Below are 15,929 nucleotides of genomic sequence, written 5' to 3'. Positions count from 1 at the left end.
TACGACGGTCACGGGAACAGACTCCCGGCCCGGCCGGAACTCATCGGCCGGGCTCCCGTGCTCCTGTCACAGCAGCCCCTGGTCGCGCGCGTACAGCGCGGCCTGGGTGCGGTCGCGCAGGCCGAGGCGGGACAGGACGCGGGAGATGTGGTTCTTGACGGTGCCCTCGCTGAGGAAGAGGCGGGCGGCGATCTCGCGGTTCGTCGAGCCGTCGGCGAGGAGGCGCAGTACGTCGATCTCGCGGGCGGTCAGCCCGGTGGCGCCGGGAGGAGGGCCGGATGGGGGCCGTGGGGCCGGGGGCGGGGTCAGGTGAGCGGTCACCGCGGCGTCGAGCTGGGTGACCCCGGCGTGTGCCAGCCGCACCGCGTCGGCGAGCTGCGCCGCGGGCAGGTTCTTGAGCAGGTAGCCGCCGGCGCCCGCCCGCAGCGCCTCGACCACGTACTCCTCGTCGTCGAAGGTGGTCAGCATGACGACCTTGGACGTGCAGCCCCGTCGCCGCAGGATCGCCAGCGCTTCGACCCCGTCGATGCCCGGCATCCGCACGTCCATGAGCACCACGTCCGGCGTGAGCGCCAGCGTCTTCTCGACCGCGTCCGCGCCGTCGACGGCCGTGCCCGCCACCACGATGCCGGGCTGGATGCCCAGCAGTGAGGCGATGCCGTCCCGGACCAGCTGCTGGTCGTCGACGACGAGTACGGACACCGGCAGGGACTGCGACGTGTCGGTCATGCGTCCGGCTCCCGTCCGGTGCGGGGGACCTCGACGGTGATCCGCGTGCCCGCCCCCGGCGCGCTGTCGACCTCGACCGTGCCGCCGACCAGCCGCGTCCGCTCCTGGATGCCGAGCAGCCCGAAACCCGTGACGGCCCCGGGCCGGAACCCGCGCCCGTCGTCCGTGACGACGAGACGCGCGCTGTCCGCGCCGAACGTCAGGACCACGCGCGCGTGCCGCGCATCCGCATGCCGCCGCACATTGGTGAGCGCCTCCTGGGCGGCGCGGTAGAGGGTGGTGAGCGCCGCTCCGGCGGGGCCGTGGCCGTCGTAGGGCTCTCCGTCGATGCGCAGGGTCACCTCGACGCGGCCGTCGTCCAGCTGACGTACGAGGTCGGCCAGCGCGGACGGCAGCGGGAGGGGCGCCGAACGGTCGTCGCGCAGGGCGCGCACCGACGTCCGTACGTCCTCCAGCGCGCGGCCCGCCGAGTGCCGTGCGTCCACCACGGCCTGGTCGGCGGCGTCCGGATCGTGGCCGCGGAAGGCGGCGGCCTTCTCCAACTGGACGGCGACCGCGGTGAGATGGTGCCCGAGGCTGTCGTGGATGTCTCGGGCCAGCCGGTTGCGCTCGGCGGTGGCGGACAGTTCGGCGATCCGTGCCGCGTACTCCTCCAGCCGGGCCCGGCCCCGCTGCTCGCCGATCGCGACCGCGGCCATGGCGAGGGCGAGGACCAGGCCGATGAGGAGCATGAGCAGATCGGAGACGTAGGCGGGATCGGCGTACCAGGCGGGGTCGGACAGGGTGTAGAGAGCGAGGACCACGGCCACGCAGCCGCCGGCGAGGGCGAGCGCCGTCGTACGGCCGAAGGCGAAGCAGGCGGTGAAGGGGACCAGGACGAGCAGGGCCCGGGACAGGCCCGAGTCGTCGAGTGCGGTGACGGCGACGATGAGGCCGAGACGGGCCCCGAGCAGGGCCAGGGACCGGGGCGGGACCGGTATGCGCTCCAGCAGGAGGAGCAGCAGGAGCCCTGCGACGAAGGCGCCGGTGGGGGCGGTGGCGAGGGAGCCGTTGTGGGCCGCGGCGGTCAGGCCCGCGAGGAGGACGGCGAGGTAGAGCAGGGGCGCGACCCAGGGGACGGGCCGTGGGGACGCCCCGGGCGCGGAGCCCGTGCCAGGGCTCGTACGGCGGGCGCTCAGCCCCAGTGTCGCCATCGTTCCTCCCCGAGCCAGGCGCTCCAGGTTACGTGCCGTCGCCCCGCCACGGACCCTGCCGAAGGTCACATGACCTTCGGCCGCGCGGACTGACCGCCCGGCACTCACGGCACCCGCCCGGCCGCTCCTACCGTCGCCGTGTCCCGCCCAACCACGGGAACCGTCGTCGTCCTCATCGTCCTTGGAGTGCGCTGTGATGCTGTCGCCCCCTGCCCCCGCCCCTTCTCCCTGGCTCTTCCGCTTCGGCGCCGTCTGCGGCATCCTGTCCGGCCTCTTCATCGGCCTGCCCGGCGCCATCGAGGCGTTCACCGGCGAGACCGCCGCCACCAGCTTCGTACTGGGCCTCTCGCCCGCCCTCGCCACCCCGCTGCTCGTCGCCCTGCACCTGCGGCAGGAGCGTGCGGCGGGGCGCGCGGGCAGGGTCGCGTACGCGGTGAACCTCGTCGGCCTGGGGCTGTTCGGGGGTGCGGCGTTCACCTTGAACATGGCGCTGTTCGGCCTCGACGACGCCACCTTGGAGGAGGTGCTGACCGGCACGACCCGGGTGGCACTGCTCGGCGGCGCGGTCGTCTTCGCGGTCGGTACGGCGCTGTTCGGTCTTGCGATGGTGCGTACGGGGCTCTACCCGAAGCTGCCGTCCTGGGGGTACGCCGTGATGCTGGGCGCGCTCGCGCTGCTGGGGCCGCTGCCCGACTCGGTGTTCACCAGCCTGGTCCATGTCCTGGCGGGCGCGTCGGTGGTGTGGCTGTCGCTGGCCCTGCGCGGTACGGGGGCGGCCGGTCAGAGTGCCGCCCAGTCCAGGCCGAGGCCGGCCAGCGCCTGACGTCGGTCGGTGCTCAGCCGCGCCCGCCTGGTCTTGGTGTTCGCCAGCCATACGCCGAGCTTCACCTCGGTGCCGTCGTCAAGCCGCTCCACATGGGCCCGGGGAACCGTCAGGGAACCCGTGCGCGCCCGGTACTGCGCCAGGGCCGCGAGGCCCCGCTGGAAAGCACCGGCGCCACCCTGGCGAGGCATGGCGGGGGCCTGCGGCTCAGGCGGAAGCGGCGCGATGCCGAGCTGCTCCAGCCGCTCGCGCTGCCCGGCCGCCAGCGCCTGCCACACCGCGGGCCGACGCTGCTTGTGGAGCCACTTTCCTACGTCCATCCCGTGGCAGGTGACGCCAGGCAGCAGCTCGGGCCGGTCCTCCTCGCGCAGGAGCTCACGTACGGCGGCGTAGTGCCGTTGCCAGTCGGTGGGCCACGGGGGGTTCCAGTCGGGGTCGACGGCCCGCAACGCCTCTTCCCAGTCGGGGTGTTCGGCCAGCGCGCCGGGACGGCGGAGGTTGGACAGCCACTGCCCCAGCGGGCGGTCCAGGGCCGTCGCGGAGCGTGGCGCGCACAGGGTCCAGTGCTCGTCGTAGTACACGCGGGCCGCCGCCAGGTTCTCCTGGAAGCGCTCGTCCGCGAGGCTCCAGACCATGCCCAGCTGCTCCAGCCGCCGGGCCCGCAGGCCGCTCAGCTGCCCGGCCCCGTACGTCCGCCGCTGCTCCGCGACCCACTGGCCGAGCGGGTAGGCGCCCTCCTTGTGCTCGTACGGGACACGGGCGTGGCCGGTTCGTCCGGTGAACGCCTTCAGCCTCGCCCAGCCGCGTGCCCAGTCCTGCCGCTCGGTGTCGATCACGTTGAAGGACACCCAGGCCGCGACCGTCTCCGGGTCGCGCGGTGAAGCGAAGCGCAGCAGGAGCCGTGACTCCTCCTCACCCTCCTGGGGCGGCGGGCCGATGCGCGGCGACGGCTGCACCGCCTGCTTCTGCGGCTCCTGCGGGACGGCGAGGAGTTCCACCGCCTCTTCGTCGTGCGCGCGCAGACCTTGGAGCACCTTGACCAGCGGCCGGTAGGAGGCTGAGGTGAACATGTCCTCCGGCCGCTCCCCGGCCTGGAGGAAGACGGGCACGATGAGCGAGGCCACCTTCCCCTGCCCCGGCTTCTGCCGCAGCGCGCGGCCGATGGCCTGGACGATGTCGTGGGGCGCCCCCTTGGGGTCCAGCAGCGCGACCGAGTCCACGGCCCGGATGTCCACGCCCTCGCCCAGGACCCGGCAGTTGGACAGCACGGCCGGGCGGGCCGTCGTGGCGAAGCCGCCGAGGACCGCACGGCGGTGCTGCGGGTCGTGTTCCCCGCACAGCCAGTCGGCCCAGATCCGCTGCGGGTACTTCTCCGGCTGGTCGGCGTGGAGTTTCTCGGCGACGCGGGCCAGGCCCTCCGCGTAGGCCTGTGCTTCGATCGTGCGGTGGTGGAAGGTGATGCAGGTCTGGAGGTCGTGTTCCGCCATGGTGCGCAGCAGCGCCGCGTGGAGCGCGCCGAGCCGCTGGCCGCGTACCTCCTCGGTGCGCCGGTCCTCGCCCATCAGCCGCTCCGGGGTGACGACCGGGTCCCGCAGCTCCATGACGATGATCTGGTAGCGGGCGAGCAGACCGCGGGAGACCGCCGAGGCCAGGGACAGCTTGTAGAGCACGGGGCCGAAGACCCGCTCGTCGTCCATGGAGGCCGCCATCTCCTGCGGCAGCGGGTCCCGGACGCCGTCGACGACCTCGCCCTGCGCGGGCGGCTCCTGCCAGATCCGCGGCGTGGCGGTCAGATACAGCCGGCGCGTCGCCGGGATGACCGTCTGGTCGTGGACCGCGGCCCACGCCTTGCCCATCGACCCGCTGGTCCGGTGCGCCTCATCGACGCAGACCAGGTCCATCGGGGCCAGCTGCCTGCCGTAAGCGCCCTCGAAGGACTCCGCGAGGACGCCGAGCGAGGCGTACGTCGCGTAGACGGTGACCGGGCCGTCGCCGTGCCACAGCGCCAGCCGGATCGGGTTGGTGGTGCACCGTACGTCCAGGGTCCACAGTTCCGGGTCATCGGTGAGCGAACACACCGCCACCGCCGGGCCCTTGTGGCCGACCGCCCGCCACGCGCGCACGGTCTGGGTCAGCAGGTCCAGCGTCGGTACCAGCACCAGGACCCGCCCCCTGGGCGCGATCCGCTTCGCCGCCGCGGCGGCGATGACGGTCTTCCCGGTCCCGCACGCGGCATGCACCTGGCCCCGCAGCCCGCCCGCGGGAATCCCGGTGGGCGGCAGGTCCAGCCCTCGTACGATCGCGGCCACCGCCTCGACCTGGTGGTCCCGAAGCCGAACACCGCTCACCGACGTCCCTCTCTCGCGTGCCGTGCCCCCGGGCCTTGCGGCGTCGATCCTCTCGTACGCCAGGGGGAACACGGCTGAGGGTCCGGCGCCACGATCATCGAACAGATTGTCACATGGGTTAAATGGGAGGGTAAGACTGTTAGGGTCGCCGCGGAGGTGGGCGCGCATGGCATCCGAGGAAGAGCTGCTCCTGTCCGTGGAAGCACTGCTGGAGGAGGAGCCGCAGCTGCCGCCGCCCGCGGAGCGGGTACGGCTGCGGGAGGCCGCCGGTATCACCCAGGCGCGTACGGCGAAGGCGCTGGCCGTGACCGAACAGACCGTGAAGAACTGGGAGAACGGCCGGAGCGAGCCCCGAGGCCCCCGGCTCGCTGCCTACAAGCGGCTCCTGGACGGCTGGGCCGAGAGGCACCCCGCCCCCGCCCCCACCCTCAGTGCCACCTCTGCCGCGCCGCGCCCCGCCGCGCCGGCACTCTCCGTCCCGCCGGCGCCCTCGCTTCCGGACGCGCCCGAACCCGAACCCGAGTCCACGCCCGCCCCGCAGACGCGAGGCGCCGCGATCGTGCCGCAGCCCGGGCGCCTTGGGGGCCGAGCGGCGAGGCAGCCCACCGCGCAGTCCACCGCGCAGTCCACCGCGCTGCCCGCCGCCGACCCGCGTTTCCCGCACGGGCCGCTCGCGGTGGTGGACGGCGACGGATCCGCCTACTGCGTCGGCGGCATCGTGCTGGACTGCCCCGCGACCACCCTCCCCGAACTGGTGGAGTGGACCTTGTACGAGTCCGGCCTCGGCGCGCCGAAGCTGCACCGCCACGGCAAGGACGCCGACCCGCTGATCGCGCTCACCGCCGAGGCCGCCGTGCGGTTCGGGCTTCCGGAACGGCTGGAGGACCGCCGCAACCTGCGCCTGCCGGACGACCACCCCGTCGTGCGGCAGGTGGTGAAGGCGAAGTGGCAGTTGACGCAGCGCGGGTTCGGGCCGTGGGCGCGGGTCTACCGCAAGGCTCAGGGGAGCGCGCGGCAGTGCGTGCAGTTCGCGATCCTGCCGTGGGAGGCACTCGACGAGCGGTCCTGGCCCGGTGTGGCCGACATGGCGCCGGCCGACATCGCCCGCGTCCTGGGCGTGTACGCCCAGCGGGTCATCACCCCGCGCGGATCGACGGCCGTGTCCGGGCTGGAGCTGATGACCGCGCTGCGCCCGCCCACCCGCCCCGAGCGGGACGGGACGACCGGCAACTGGACCTCCGGCCACAACCCCGGCAGCCTCGGCACGCAGCCGATGGACCCGGCGCCGCCGGAGGCCACCCCGGAGCACCCGGTCGTCGTCAACTCCGGCTGGCGGGGCGGATTCCTGGACGAGGAGGCGTACCAGTGGGTCCGGCCCGTGGACCTGCTCACCGACGACGAGTGCACGCTGCCGCACGCGGTCGGCCTGGACCTCAACACGGCGTTCCTCGCCGCCGCGGCCCGCCTGGTCGTCGGCCTGTCCGCCCCCGACCACTTCCACGCCCCCGCCTTCAACCCGAAGATCCCGGGCTCCTGGCTGGTGGACCTGAGCCATGTCGAGCTGGACCCCCGCCTGCCCAGTCCGTTCACACCGACGGGAGAGCGCCCGCAGGGCCCGGCCTGGTACCAGACCCACACCGTCGCCTACGCCCAGGAGTTGGGTTACAACGTCCAGCCGCTGGAGGCGTACCTGCGGCGCGAGACCGGCGCCTACCTGGACCCCTGGCACGACCGGCTCAAGAACGCCTACGTCGACACCCTCGCCGACCTCGGCGTCACCAAAGACCTCTCCGACAGCGACTTCCTGGCGACGATGGAACGGCACAAGGACATCGACCCGGTGCTGACCGCCGTACTGACCGCGATCAAGGCCACGGTCAAGGGCGGGGTGGGCAAGCTGCGCGAGCGCCCCCAGGGCAGGCACTACAAGGACGGCGAGCGCTGGCCGGCCCTGGAACGCCCGACCTGGCGCCCCGACATCCGCGCCGCGGTCATCAGCAAGGCCCGCGTCAACATGCACCGCAAGCTGCTGAACATGGCGAAACTGACGGGCCTTTACCCGCTCGCGGTGCTGTCGGACTGCGTCGTCTACCCCTCACCCGGCCCGAGCCCCCTGGACTTCCTGCCGTACGCGGCCTCCGGCAAGCCCCAGCCCGGCGGCTTCCGGCTCGGGCCCACCCCGGGGCTGGCGAAACTGGAGGGCGTCCAGTCGATGCTCTGGGCGGTGGACCTGATGGAACAGGGCTTCAACCCGGCCCGCCACATCAAGGGCGGCGACGCCGTCCTCGAGGAAGGGGAGTAGCCCGGTGGGGGACATCGACGACGCCCTTGACCGCGCCGACCTCGAGCACGTCACCAAGCCGCCGCCGAAGACACCGGCCGCCCAGATGCGGCTGCTGACCCGGGCGGAGAAGGGCTCCACGAAGGCCGTGGCGCGCCGCCTTGGCATCTCCCGGCGCCAGGTGGAGCGCTACCTCGCCGGGACGGCCAAGCACCCGCGCCCCGCGCTGAAGGCGGCGCTGGAGCGAGAGGTCGCCAAGGCGTGGCAGCCGCGCGTGCGGCAGCAGGCCCGCAAGAAGGCGGCCACCAGCACCGGCCTGACGATCGAGACCCGCGCCCGGTTCGGCTACACCGCCCCCATCGGCACCACCGACGACCCCCGCATGCGTCGCCTGACCGTCCACCTGCCACCGGAATACGCCCACCGGCTCTTCAACGCCCGCCAGCAAGGCGCCGGGGACGCCACACTGCGCGGCATCGTCGCCGAAGGGCTCCAGGAGATCTACTTCAAGGACAGCGGACGCCGCGCGGACAACCTCGAAGTCGACATCACCGACATCGACTACTTCGACGTGTCCTTCTAGAAGCCCACGCCGCTGACAGGAGGCCGTCGGCTGCTGATGTATGAACCGGCCCAGTACGCCGAGCATGACCACCTCGCTGCCGAGCAGCAGGCGTTCCACCAGGCCGATGAGCTCCCGGCCGCCCGGACCGGCCGAGTAGGCCATCAGCGCGGCCCATGTATCGCGGCCCACGCCCATCCACGCAGCCATCGGGCGGTGCCGGCCGCCCGCAGAAGGGACGGCAGCCCGCGCACGGCCCTCACCCGCCCGCGCGCCACCACCAGCAGGAGCAGGGACATCCCATGCAACAACGCCATGGTCGTCTCGATCGGCCCCCGCGGTCCAGCGCGGCGAAGTCGCTGACGGTCAGCGACAGCGCATCGGAGACACCCCTGACCCAGCCCCTGGTCAGTAGACGGACAGCCCGTACGTGGCGAGGGGCTCCTGGATGGGCTGGTAGTAAGTCGTCCCGCCGGTCGTGCAGTTGCCGGAGCCGCCGGAGAGAACGCCGAGAACCTTGTCACCGGCGTAGAGAGGACCGCCGCTGTCGCCGGGCTCGGCGCAGATGTTGGTGCGGATGAGGCCGTAGACGATCTGGCCGCCGGCGTAGTTGACGGTGGCGTTCAGCGCGGTGACCACGCCGCAGCGGACGCCGGTGGTCGCGCCGCGGCGGCAGACGCTCTGGCCGACGTAGGCGGTCGCGGTGCCGGTGATGTCGACGGTTCCGATGGTGCCGGGGCGCGGCACGGACGTGTTGGCGTAGCGGACGACGCCGAAGTCGTTGCCCGGGAAGCTGGTGCCGGTGGTGGGGCCGATCGCCGTGGTGTAGGCGGAACTTGTGTACCAGGTGCCCGTGGAGCCGGTGCAGTGGCCCGCGGTGACGAAGTAGTACGTGGTGCCGCTGCGCACGTTGACCCCCGCCGAGCAGCGCACTCCGGAGGAGAAGACGGCGTCGCCGCCCGACAGCAGGGTCCGCAGCCGGCCGTCCTGCCGTTCGACGGTGATCGCACCGGCGGAACGGGCGGCGAGCCGGTGGAGGCGGGCGAGATCGGTGTCCGTCACCGTGGCGTCCGCGTGGATCCGGAGCGTTCCCCTGCGCTGGTCCTCGGCCCAGGCCGTCCCGGCGATGTCCAGGGCCGCGACGGCCGAGGCGGCGCGTGCCGGTGCGGTGGGCGCGGCCTGTGCCGTGCCGGTTCCGGACACGGTGAGGGCGGCCCCGACGAGCAGGCTCAGCGCGCAGGCGGTCGACCGGAGACGTCCCATGGCGGTACGGCGTGTTCTCATCGCCCACAACTCCCCGAGGACCGTTGGATGGTTGGCCAGGTGTGCCGGGTTCCGGTGCGGTGCTGCCGGTGTGACGCGACGTTTCCCCCGGCGTGTTGGTGCCGTCTGCGGGAAACGGGCAGCGCCCATTGTGCCGGGTGGCCGAGGGCGGGGGTAGGTCGGCTTCAGGCCGCGAGTACGGTACCGCCCCAGGCCCAACGCCCTTGCGCAGAGGAGGACTTCCATGTGGTGCGCACCCCGCTCCCCGTCCGGCTGGACCATGGCCGTGTTCGGCGCCCTGGCCGCCCTCCTGGGCGTCGTGGGACTGATCGCTCCGGACGTCCTGCTGGCCGTCATGGGCTTCACGGACCCCGAGGGCTCCGAGCGCCCGGAGGGGGACCACACCCTGGTCTTCGTGACCGCCTCCTCCATGGCGGCGGTCAACATGGGCGTGTACTACGTGCTGGCCGCCTGCTCGGACTGGAAGGCGTTCTTCCGCTGGACCGTTCCCTTCCGCCTGCTGACGTGCACGGTGTTCACGCTCGCCGTGATCGGCGGGCGGGCACCTGCCGGGTTCCTGGGCGTCGGCCTGTGGGAAGGGCTCGGCGCCCTGGCCACCGGCACGGCACTCCGCTACGAGGCCCAGCGGGCCCCGGCCGCCGAGAGGGTCGGCGCCTGACGCCCGGCGCGAGCAGCGCGGCGCCGCCCCCGTGGACGCTAGTCCGTCTTGGGCGCCGCCTGCTGGACGACCTCGAAGGACCACAGCGTGGACCCGCTGGCCGCCGGCCGGGGGCGCTCGCCCTCCGCGGCACCGCCCTGATGGGCCGCCTTCATCGGGCCCTCCATCCACGCCTGGAAGGACTCCTCGTCGCGCCAGCGCGTGTAGACGAGGTAGCTGTCGGTGCCCTCCACGGGCCGCAGGAGTTCGAACCACTCGAACCCGTCGGAGCTCTCCACGGCGTGGGCACGGGAGGCGAAGCGCTTCTCCAGCGTCTCGCGCTGCTCGGCCGGCACGGTCAGTACGTTGATCTTGACTACGCTCATGCTTCTCATCCTGCCGCACGGCAACCGGCGAACGGGCGCCGCCCCGCCCCGGACGCGCTGTCGGGCCCGCTCGGTCTCAGGGCTCTTCGTGGAGCAGGTCGCCCAGTGGCTCGCCCGCTCCCCAGCGCCGTAGCGCGGAGCCGTCGAGCAGGCAGGTGCGGCCCTCCCGTCGGGCCCATCGCCGGTCGCGGGCCGCGAAGGTGCCGCGGTGCACGACGAGGCGCAGGCCCTCCTTGCTGGGCTGTCCTCGGGGCGTGGGGGGATGCGGGGCCTCCTCGTCGGGCAGCGGCTCGGCCACCGGGCGGAAGGCCACGTCCAGGTGACGGCCGTGGCTGTTGCGCGCGCACACCCGTGGCCGGTCCGGGGCGGGTAACAGCCGTACCCGCCAACCGTCCCGGCGCAGCATGCGCGCCACGGCGAGCGCGAGGCCCTCGGTGTCGAGTTCCAGAAGGTCGTCCGGTGTGTAGTACCCGAGGCGGCGACGGGCCCCGGGGCGTTGACGGCGTACCCAGAGCGTCACCGCGCTGGCGATGATCAGGGCACCGGCGAGCGGCACGGCGATCCCCGCGGCGCGGTAACCCCAGGTGAGCAGTGCCACGAGGGCGCACACCGCGGCCACCACGAGTGCGAGCGCCGGCAGTACGTCGCGGAACCGGGGCCCGTACAGCCCTCGGGCGCGCAACAGGCGTACGGTCCGCCGTCGCCTCGCGCGACGTGACTCGACGGTGCCGGACGTCCCCCACTGGCGCGCCACAGTGTCAGCCCCCCTACGCCGCCCCGATGCCCACCGTGATGTCACTACCCACTGCGGCGCGAAGTGCCGTACGGGTGGCGGGAATTCGGCCATCGGTGCCCGCGCGCGGAAGCGCGCGGGGGGCGCACGCGAGGTGGTCGGCGGGGAGGGTGAGGCGACTGGCTACCGGAGTGAGGGTCGCAGCGTTGTTCGGGGGTGTCCTCTTGTGGGCGCAGACCGCGTACGGCGAGTGCTTCCGTACGGCTGGGGCTACTCGCCGCTCCTCCCGCCCGGCCGTGGCTCCGGGTTGAGGGCGCCGGGTCCGCCCGCCGCGCGTCAGCCCCCGCTGCTCTCCCGCACGATGACCCGGTGCCCGGCCACATGATCCTGTACCGGGCTGCCGTCCGGGTCGTCGATCCGCTCCAGCAGCAGCGAGACGGCCGCACGCGCGATCTCCTGCTTGTCCGGCGCGACGGTGGTCAGCGAGGGGACGCTGAAACGGGTGGCCTCGATGTCGTCGAAGCCGACGACGTCGAGATCGCCGGGGACCGAGTGACCCCCCTCGTGCAGGGCGCGCAGGGCGCCCAGTGCCATGTGGTCGTTGAGGCACAGCAGTGCGTCCGGGGGAGTGGCGCGCTCCATGAGAGCCGCGGCGGCGCGGGCTCCGTCCCACCCCGAACCGGCCGCCGAGGCAGGGCTGTTGACCAGCGACGGCGCCCTGGACACCGGAGCCTTCGACTCGCCCGCCAACTTCCTGGCCGCCGCGAAGGAACTCGCGAAGGCCTCCGGCAAGCAGGGCATCGCCTTCGGCTACGTCACCGACACCGCCCAGGGCTGGCGCCTGTTCTACGGCCTGTACCGGCAGACCGGCGGGGTCTTCCGGCTGCCCGAGGGCGGCCCCGCCGAGGTCGACGTGGACCGCATGGCCGAGGTGATCGCCTTCATGGCCCGGCTCGTCGACGGCACGGTCAACCCCCGCCGGCTGGACTACACGGCGGCCATCGCCGCCTTCGCCAACCGGCAGACGGCGATGATCCTTTCGGGGGAGTGGGAACTCGGCACCTTCCGCGCCGCGGACGAGAACGTCGGAGCGGCCCCCTTCCCCACGGTGTTCGGCACCCCCGCCGTGTACGCCGACTCCCACGCCTTCGTCCTCCCGCACCACCCCGACCCGGACGCCGAGCGCCGCCGCCGCACCCACCAGGCGGTCGCCGCCCTGCTCAAAGCGGGCCAGATCTGGGCCACCGCCGGGCACATCCCGTCCTACCGGCCCGTCACCCGCACCCCGCAGTACGAGGCGCTCAAACCACAGGCCCACTACGTGCAGGCGCAGAGCCATGTGGTGCTCGACCCGGCCGTCTGGTTCGCGGGCGCCGGATCCGACTTCCAGAACGCCATGTCCCAGGTCCTCCAGCAGGCCCTCCTCGACGGCCTCGCCCCCGACCGCGCGGCCCGCGCCATGGTGCGGCGCCTGAACACCTTCCTCTCCAAGCCCAGCCCGGCCTGACCCGGCTGCGAACGACCCGCGCAGGAGGCACCACGATGTCCTCGCCCCACGCCTCGCCCCGTCCCGGGGCCCCGTCGGTACGCCGGCTGCTCCCGCCCGGCCTGCTCTTCGCCCTGCCCTTCCTCAGCCTCTTCGCCGTCTTCATGCTCTGGCCGCTGGGCCAGGGACTGTGGATGAGCCTGACCGACCAGTCGCTGTCCGCCCACGATCCCTCCTTCATCGGCCTGGACAACTTCACCGAGGCCCTCAAGGACGCGGAGATGTGGCGCGCCCTCGGCCACACCCTGTGGTTCACCGCCCTGTCGACCGTGCCGCTCGTCGCCGTCGCCCTCGGCATGGCCCTGCTCGTGCACACCGGACTGCCCGGCCAGTGGGTGTGGCGGCTGGCGTTCTTCGCGCCCTACCTGCTGCCCGTCGGCGTCGTCAGCCTGCTGTGGCTCTGGCTGTACCAGCCCGACCTCGGCCTGTACAACCACCTCCTGGCCGTGCTCGGCCTGGACCAAGTGGCCTGGCTCAGCGACGAGTCGGTCGCCATGTGGGCGATCGTCCTGACCACCTTGTGGTGGACCGTCGGCTTCAACTTCCTGCTCTACCTGGCCGCGCTGCAGTCGATCCCGGACCACCTGTACGAGGCGGCCGCCATCGACGGCGCCGGGGCCTGGCGGCGCCTGTGGTCGGTCACCCTGCCCCAGCTCAGCCGCATCACCATGGTCATCACGGTCCTGCAGGTCCTGGCCTCGCTGAAGGTCTTCGACCAGGTCTACCTGCTGACCAAGGGCGGTCCCAACAACTCCACCCGCCCGGTGATCGAGTACGTGTACGACGTCGGCTTCACGGGCTACCGGCTCGGCTACGCCTCGGCGATCAGCTACATCTTCTTCGCCCTGGTCGTCCTCGCCTCCGCCGCCCAGTACGCCGCCCTCCGCCGCCGGGAGAAGTGACATGACCTCCACCCACCTGCCCGTCCGCCCGACTCCTCAAGCAAACGGCCACATAAGGGAGCTGACGGTTCGTCGGCACGCCGCACGAGGGCGTACGCATCTCAGCCTGGGCGAGGGCAGGACCTCCCGCGTGCTGGCCCTGGCCGCCCTCACCGTGACGGCCGCGGTGTGGCTGCTGCCCATGGCGTGGGCGCTGCTGACCGCGTTCAAGACCGAACAGGACGCGAGCGACCCCGACCACTGGTTCTGGCCCCGGCACGGACTGACCCTCGACGGCTTCAGCGCCGTCTGGCAGCGCGGCGACCTGCCGCTGTGGATGCTCAACAGCTTCCTCATCGCGGCCGCCGTCACCGTGATCACGGTCCTGGTCTCGGCGATGGCCGGATACGCCTTCTCCCGCACCCGCTTCGCCGGCCGGCGCAAGCTCTTCGCGCTCACCGTCGCCGCCGTCCTCGTCCCGCCCCAGCTGCTCATCGTGCCGTGGTTCCAGCAGATGCTCAGCCTGAACCTGCTCGACACCTACGCCGCGGTGATCCTGCCGCAGACCGTGGCACCGGTGATGGTGTTCATCCTGAAGAAGCACTTCGACTCGCTGCCCCGGGAGTTGGAGGAAGCGGCACGCATCGACGGCGCCGGACACTGGCGCATCTTCTGGTCGGTACTGCTCCCGCTGTCCCGCCCGATGCTCGCCGCCGTCGCGATCTTCGTGTTCATCGGCGCCTGGAACAACTTCCTGTGGCCGTTCGTGTCCACGTCCGACCCGGCCCTGATGACCCTGCCGGTCGGCATCACCTCGGTGAAGGACGCCTACGGCATCCAGTACGCCCAGTCCATGGCCTCCGCCGTACTGGCCGCCCTGCCCCTGGTCGTGGTGTTCCTGTTCTTCCAGCGGCACATCGTGAAGTCCGTGGCGACGACCGGCCTGGGCGGCCAGTGAGGCGGAGGTGTGCACGAACCGAGGCAGGCGCTCGGAGCGGGCGGAGCCGCGACTTTCCTGTACCACAAGTAACATGATCCACTTCTGTCGCGTAACCCTCCGCAAGCAATTTCGAGGACTGCGATGCCCACTGAAGGCGATGCCCTCCAGCAAGCCCGTACCGACTACGAACAGCACCTGCGCACGTGCCGGCAGTGTCATGCGGACTCGGTGCCGTGCCCGGTCGCCAAGCATCTGCTGCGCGTGTACAACAACGCCCGGCGCAACGGCACCGGCCGGCGGGGCTGACCCCCGCCGGCTCTGCCGCTCAGGAGAACGGGTCGAGGGTGACGTACGCCTGCCGGGGGCTGCCGTCGTGGACCAGGGACTCGTGGTGGCCGACGTCGTCGAACGCGAAGCCGTAGGCCTTACCGTCCACCATCCGCTCATGGATGATCCGGGAGTAGTGGTTGGTCACCGCGTCCTTGTAGAAGTTGGCCGCCGAGGTGTCGGGCTGGTTGGGGTTGGTCAGCAGGGTGGACCGGTTGAAGCCCGCGCACAGGGTGCGTGAAATCGGCCCGCGCACCAGGTCGTTGGGGGCGTTCAGGAGGCGGTGGCAGCCGAAGACACTGGGTGCGTCGGGCTTCTGGAAGCTGGTGACGACGGCCCCGGAGGAGTTGGTGAAGTTCATGACGCCGCCCGAGACCCGGCCGTAGTACTTGGTGTTCGGCTGGTCGGCGAACGGGGTGACCGTGAGTGTGGTCGTGGCGTACTTCTGCCAGACGCGATTGATGTAGTCGTCCAGTACGTTCGCCGGGAGCGCCCCGGTCTCCATGCCGTAGGTGGGGGACAGGGCCCGGAGCACGGTGCCGTCGGAGCGGGTCTGGATCAGCCCGCCCCAGCCTCCGGGCTGGGCGCGCAGGGCCGCGAACACCCCGTTGTAGCCACCGGACTTGAGACGGCCGGTGCTGGCGACGCTGCCGTCGGCGCGCTGGACGCCGACCGAGTAGGGGGCCGAGAACATGTCGACCTGGGTGCTGTTGATCCACAGGCCGTCGTTGTTGAGGGTGAACTCCGACCAGTTGAAGAGGATGTTGCGGTTGGGGTCGGACGGGTTCTGCACGGCGGGTTGCACCAGACCGCCGGTGGCCAGCTTGAACACGAGTTTCTGGCCGTAGGAGAAGTAGATGCGGCCGCCCGCGAGCTTGGGGATGCTGATCGTCCTGGACTGTCCGGCGGCGGGCCCCGGGATGGACGCGTCGGGTGCCGGGACGGGCGGATTGCCGCCGGCCGGCCACGCGTGGAAGATGCCGCTCGCGTCGGCCCAGCCCAGCTGACCGGTCGTCAGGGAGGTGCCGAGGACGTAGACATGGACGGCGTCCCCGCGGCCGGAGTTGTTGGTGATCTTCAGCGGGATGGTCGCGGGCACCGCGGCGGCGGCCGTCGAGGGGCTCGCGGCTGTCAGGATGCCACCGAGCAGGGCGGCCGCCGCGGCGAGCGCGGGCAGGCGGCGTTTGAGGCCTCTGAACATGCGTGTCTCCTGGAGGTGATCGGCTGTGGGGGTTGGTCCGGACCACTGTGAGAGCGCT

The 15,929-nt window shown here is 72.3% G+C and carries 16 protein-coding genes; 8 read left to right on the top strand and 8 right to left on the bottom strand.

All coding sequences use genetic code 11. From position 1 onward, the window contains the following. Positions 1–66: 66 nt before the first annotated feature. Together ACWD1Z_RS12740 and ACWD1Z_RS12735 are read right to left on the bottom strand one after the other, a co-directional pair. Positions 67–729 carry a response regulator gene (locus tag ACWD1Z_RS12740; protein ID WP_451118064.1) on the bottom strand — a complete coding sequence of 221 codons (663 nt, stop codon included), beginning with the start codon at positions 727–729 and terminating at the stop codon, positions 67–69. Further along, on the bottom strand, positions 726–1,922 hold the full coding sequence (locus tag ACWD1Z_RS12735) for a sensor histidine kinase (RefSeq protein ID WP_451118062.1): 1,197 nt from the start codon (positions 1,920–1,922) through the stop codon (positions 726–728). The genes ACWD1Z_RS12740 and ACWD1Z_RS12735 overlap by 4 nt, the downstream gene beginning before the upstream one ends. Positions 1,923–2,118: 196 nt before the next feature. On the opposite strand from ACWD1Z_RS12735, the gene ACWD1Z_RS12730 reads away from it, so the two are divergent. Then, positions 2,119–2,745, top strand: a complete 627-nt coding sequence (locus ACWD1Z_RS12730; RefSeq protein ID WP_451118060.1) for a hypothetical protein — start codon at positions 2,119–2,121, stop codon at positions 2,743–2,745. On the opposite strand, the gene ACWD1Z_RS12725 is transcribed toward ACWD1Z_RS12730, so the two are convergent. Further along, the gene (locus ACWD1Z_RS12725; protein ID WP_451118058.1) at positions 2,703–5,093 is read right to left on the bottom strand and encodes a Helicase associated domain protein; all 2,391 of its coding nucleotides are present in this window, start codon (positions 5,091–5,093) and stop codon (positions 2,703–2,705) included. The genes ACWD1Z_RS12730 and ACWD1Z_RS12725 overlap by 43 nt on opposite strands. A gap of 166 nt (positions 5,094–5,259) precedes the next feature. Here ACWD1Z_RS12725 and tap point away from each other — a divergent pair, with 166 nt between their 5' ends. Further along, positions 5,260–7,395: a telomere-associated protein Tap gene (tap, locus tag ACWD1Z_RS12720; protein WP_451118057.1), complete on the top strand. Its 2,136-nt coding sequence runs from the start codon at positions 5,260–5,262 to the stop codon at positions 7,393–7,395. 4 nt (positions 7,396–7,399) lie between these two features. Next, on the top strand, positions 7,400–7,957 hold the full coding sequence (gene tpg / locus ACWD1Z_RS12715) for a telomere-protecting terminal protein Tpg (RefSeq protein WP_451118056.1): 558 nt from the start codon (positions 7,400–7,402) through the stop codon (positions 7,955–7,957). A gap of 387 nt (positions 7,958–8,344) precedes the next feature. On the opposite strand, the gene ACWD1Z_RS12710 is transcribed toward tpg, so the two are convergent. Then, positions 8,345–9,220, bottom strand: a complete 876-nt coding sequence (locus ACWD1Z_RS12710) for a S1 family peptidase (protein ID WP_451118054.1) — start codon at positions 9,218–9,220, stop codon at positions 8,345–8,347. A 223-nt stretch (positions 9,221–9,443) separates the two neighbouring features. Here ACWD1Z_RS12710 and ACWD1Z_RS12705 point away from each other — a divergent pair, with 223 nt between their 5' ends. Beyond that, positions 9,444–9,878, top strand: a complete 435-nt coding sequence (locus tag ACWD1Z_RS12705; protein WP_451118053.1) for a hypothetical protein — start codon at positions 9,444–9,446, stop codon at positions 9,876–9,878. A gap of 38 nt (positions 9,879–9,916) precedes the next feature. On the opposite strand, the gene ACWD1Z_RS12700 is transcribed toward ACWD1Z_RS12705, so the two are convergent. The 3 genes from ACWD1Z_RS12700 to ACWD1Z_RS12690 form a co-directional block, all read right to left on the bottom strand. Continuing rightward, a complete protein-coding gene (locus ACWD1Z_RS12700) occupies positions 9,917–10,243 on the bottom strand; it encodes an antibiotic biosynthesis monooxygenase family protein (RefSeq protein ID WP_451118051.1) in 327 nt (108 codons plus the stop codon). A gap of 76 nt (positions 10,244–10,319) precedes the next feature. Continuing rightward, positions 10,320–10,925 carry a hypothetical protein gene (locus tag ACWD1Z_RS12695; protein WP_451118049.1) on the bottom strand — a complete coding sequence of 202 codons (606 nt, stop codon included), beginning with the start codon at positions 10,923–10,925 and terminating at the stop codon, positions 10,320–10,322. Between the two features lie 387 nt (positions 10,926–11,312). Beyond that, on the bottom strand, positions 11,313–11,702 hold the full coding sequence (locus tag ACWD1Z_RS12690; protein WP_451118048.1) for a substrate-binding domain-containing protein: 390 nt from the start codon (positions 11,700–11,702) through the stop codon (positions 11,313–11,315). Between ACWD1Z_RS12690 and ACWD1Z_RS12685 the strand changes: the two genes are divergently transcribed. From ACWD1Z_RS12685 to ACWD1Z_RS12670, 4 genes are all read left to right on the top strand, one after another. Next, positions 11,617–12,483, top strand: a complete 867-nt coding sequence (locus tag ACWD1Z_RS12685; protein ID WP_451118046.1) for an extracellular solute-binding protein — start codon at positions 11,617–11,619, stop codon at positions 12,481–12,483. The genes ACWD1Z_RS12690 and ACWD1Z_RS12685 overlap by 86 nt on opposite strands. Positions 12,484–12,518: 35 nt before the next feature. After that, a complete protein-coding gene (locus ACWD1Z_RS12680; RefSeq protein ID WP_451118045.1) occupies positions 12,519–13,424 on the top strand; it encodes a carbohydrate ABC transporter permease in 906 nt (301 codons plus the stop codon). 1 nt (position 13,425) lies between these two features. After that, positions 13,426–14,361, top strand: coding sequence for a carbohydrate ABC transporter permease (locus ACWD1Z_RS12675; protein ID WP_451118043.1), 936 nt, complete (start codon positions 13,426–13,428; stop codon positions 14,359–14,361). A 123-nt stretch (positions 14,362–14,484) separates the two neighbouring features. Next, complete coding sequence (locus ACWD1Z_RS12670; RefSeq protein WP_451118041.1) at positions 14,485–14,649, top strand: hypothetical protein; 165 nt, start codon at positions 14,485–14,487, stop codon at positions 14,647–14,649. Between the two features lie 19 nt (positions 14,650–14,668). Here the strand turns inward: ACWD1Z_RS12670 and ACWD1Z_RS12665 are convergent, their stop codons facing one another. Then, positions 14,669–15,871, bottom strand: coding sequence for a glycoside hydrolase family 64 protein (locus ACWD1Z_RS12665; RefSeq protein ID WP_451118040.1), 1,203 nt, complete (start codon positions 15,869–15,871; stop codon positions 14,669–14,671). Between the last annotated feature and the right edge of the window lie 58 nt (positions 15,872–15,929).

It is taken from the genome of Streptomyces sp. NPDC002784 (assembly GCF_053592135.1).
The sequence above is the reverse complement of the archived record's forward strand: the minus strand, read 5'-3'. Positions and strand labels throughout refer to the sequence as shown.

Excerpts from the sequence above, each read along its gene's own strand:
- ACWD1Z_RS12740 (WP_451118064.1), bottom strand. The coding sequence starts at position 729 with ATGACCGACACGTCGCAGTCCCTGCCGGTGTCCGTACTCGTCGTCGAC.
- ACWD1Z_RS12735 (WP_451118062.1), bottom strand. The coding sequence starts at position 1,922 with ATGGCGACACTGGGGCTGAGCGCCCGCCGTACGAGCCCTGGCACGGGC.
- ACWD1Z_RS12730 (WP_451118060.1), top strand. The coding sequence starts at position 2,119 with ATGCTGTCGCCCCCTGCCCCCGCCCCTTCTCCCTGGCTCTTCCGCTTC.
- tap (WP_451118057.1), top strand. The coding sequence starts at position 5,260 with ATGGCATCCGAGGAAGAGCTGCTCCTGTCCGTGGAAGCACTGCTGGAG.
- ACWD1Z_RS12710 (WP_451118054.1), bottom strand. The coding sequence starts at position 9,220 with ATGAGAACACGCCGTACCGCCATGGGACGTCTCCGGTCGACCGCCTGC.
- ACWD1Z_RS12705 (WP_451118053.1), top strand. The coding sequence starts at position 9,444 with ATGTGGTGCGCACCCCGCTCCCCGTCCGGCTGGACCATGGCCGTGTTC.
- ACWD1Z_RS12700 (WP_451118051.1), bottom strand. The coding sequence starts at position 10,243 with ATGAGCGTAGTCAAGATCAACGTACTGACCGTGCCGGCCGAGCAGCGC.
- ACWD1Z_RS12685 (WP_451118046.1), top strand. The coding sequence starts at position 11,617 with ATGAGAGCCGCGGCGGCGCGGGCTCCGTCCCACCCCGAACCGGCCGCC.
- ACWD1Z_RS12680 (WP_451118045.1), top strand. The coding sequence starts at position 12,519 with ATGTCCTCGCCCCACGCCTCGCCCCGTCCCGGGGCCCCGTCGGTACGC.
- ACWD1Z_RS12675 (WP_451118043.1), top strand. The coding sequence starts at position 13,426 with ATGACCTCCACCCACCTGCCCGTCCGCCCGACTCCTCAAGCAAACGGC.
- ACWD1Z_RS12670 (WP_451118041.1), top strand. The coding sequence starts at position 14,485 with ATGCCCACTGAAGGCGATGCCCTCCAGCAAGCCCGTACCGACTACGAA.
- ACWD1Z_RS12665 (WP_451118040.1), bottom strand. The coding sequence starts at position 15,871 with ATGTTCAGAGGCCTCAAACGCCGCCTGCCCGCGCTCGCCGCGGCGGCC.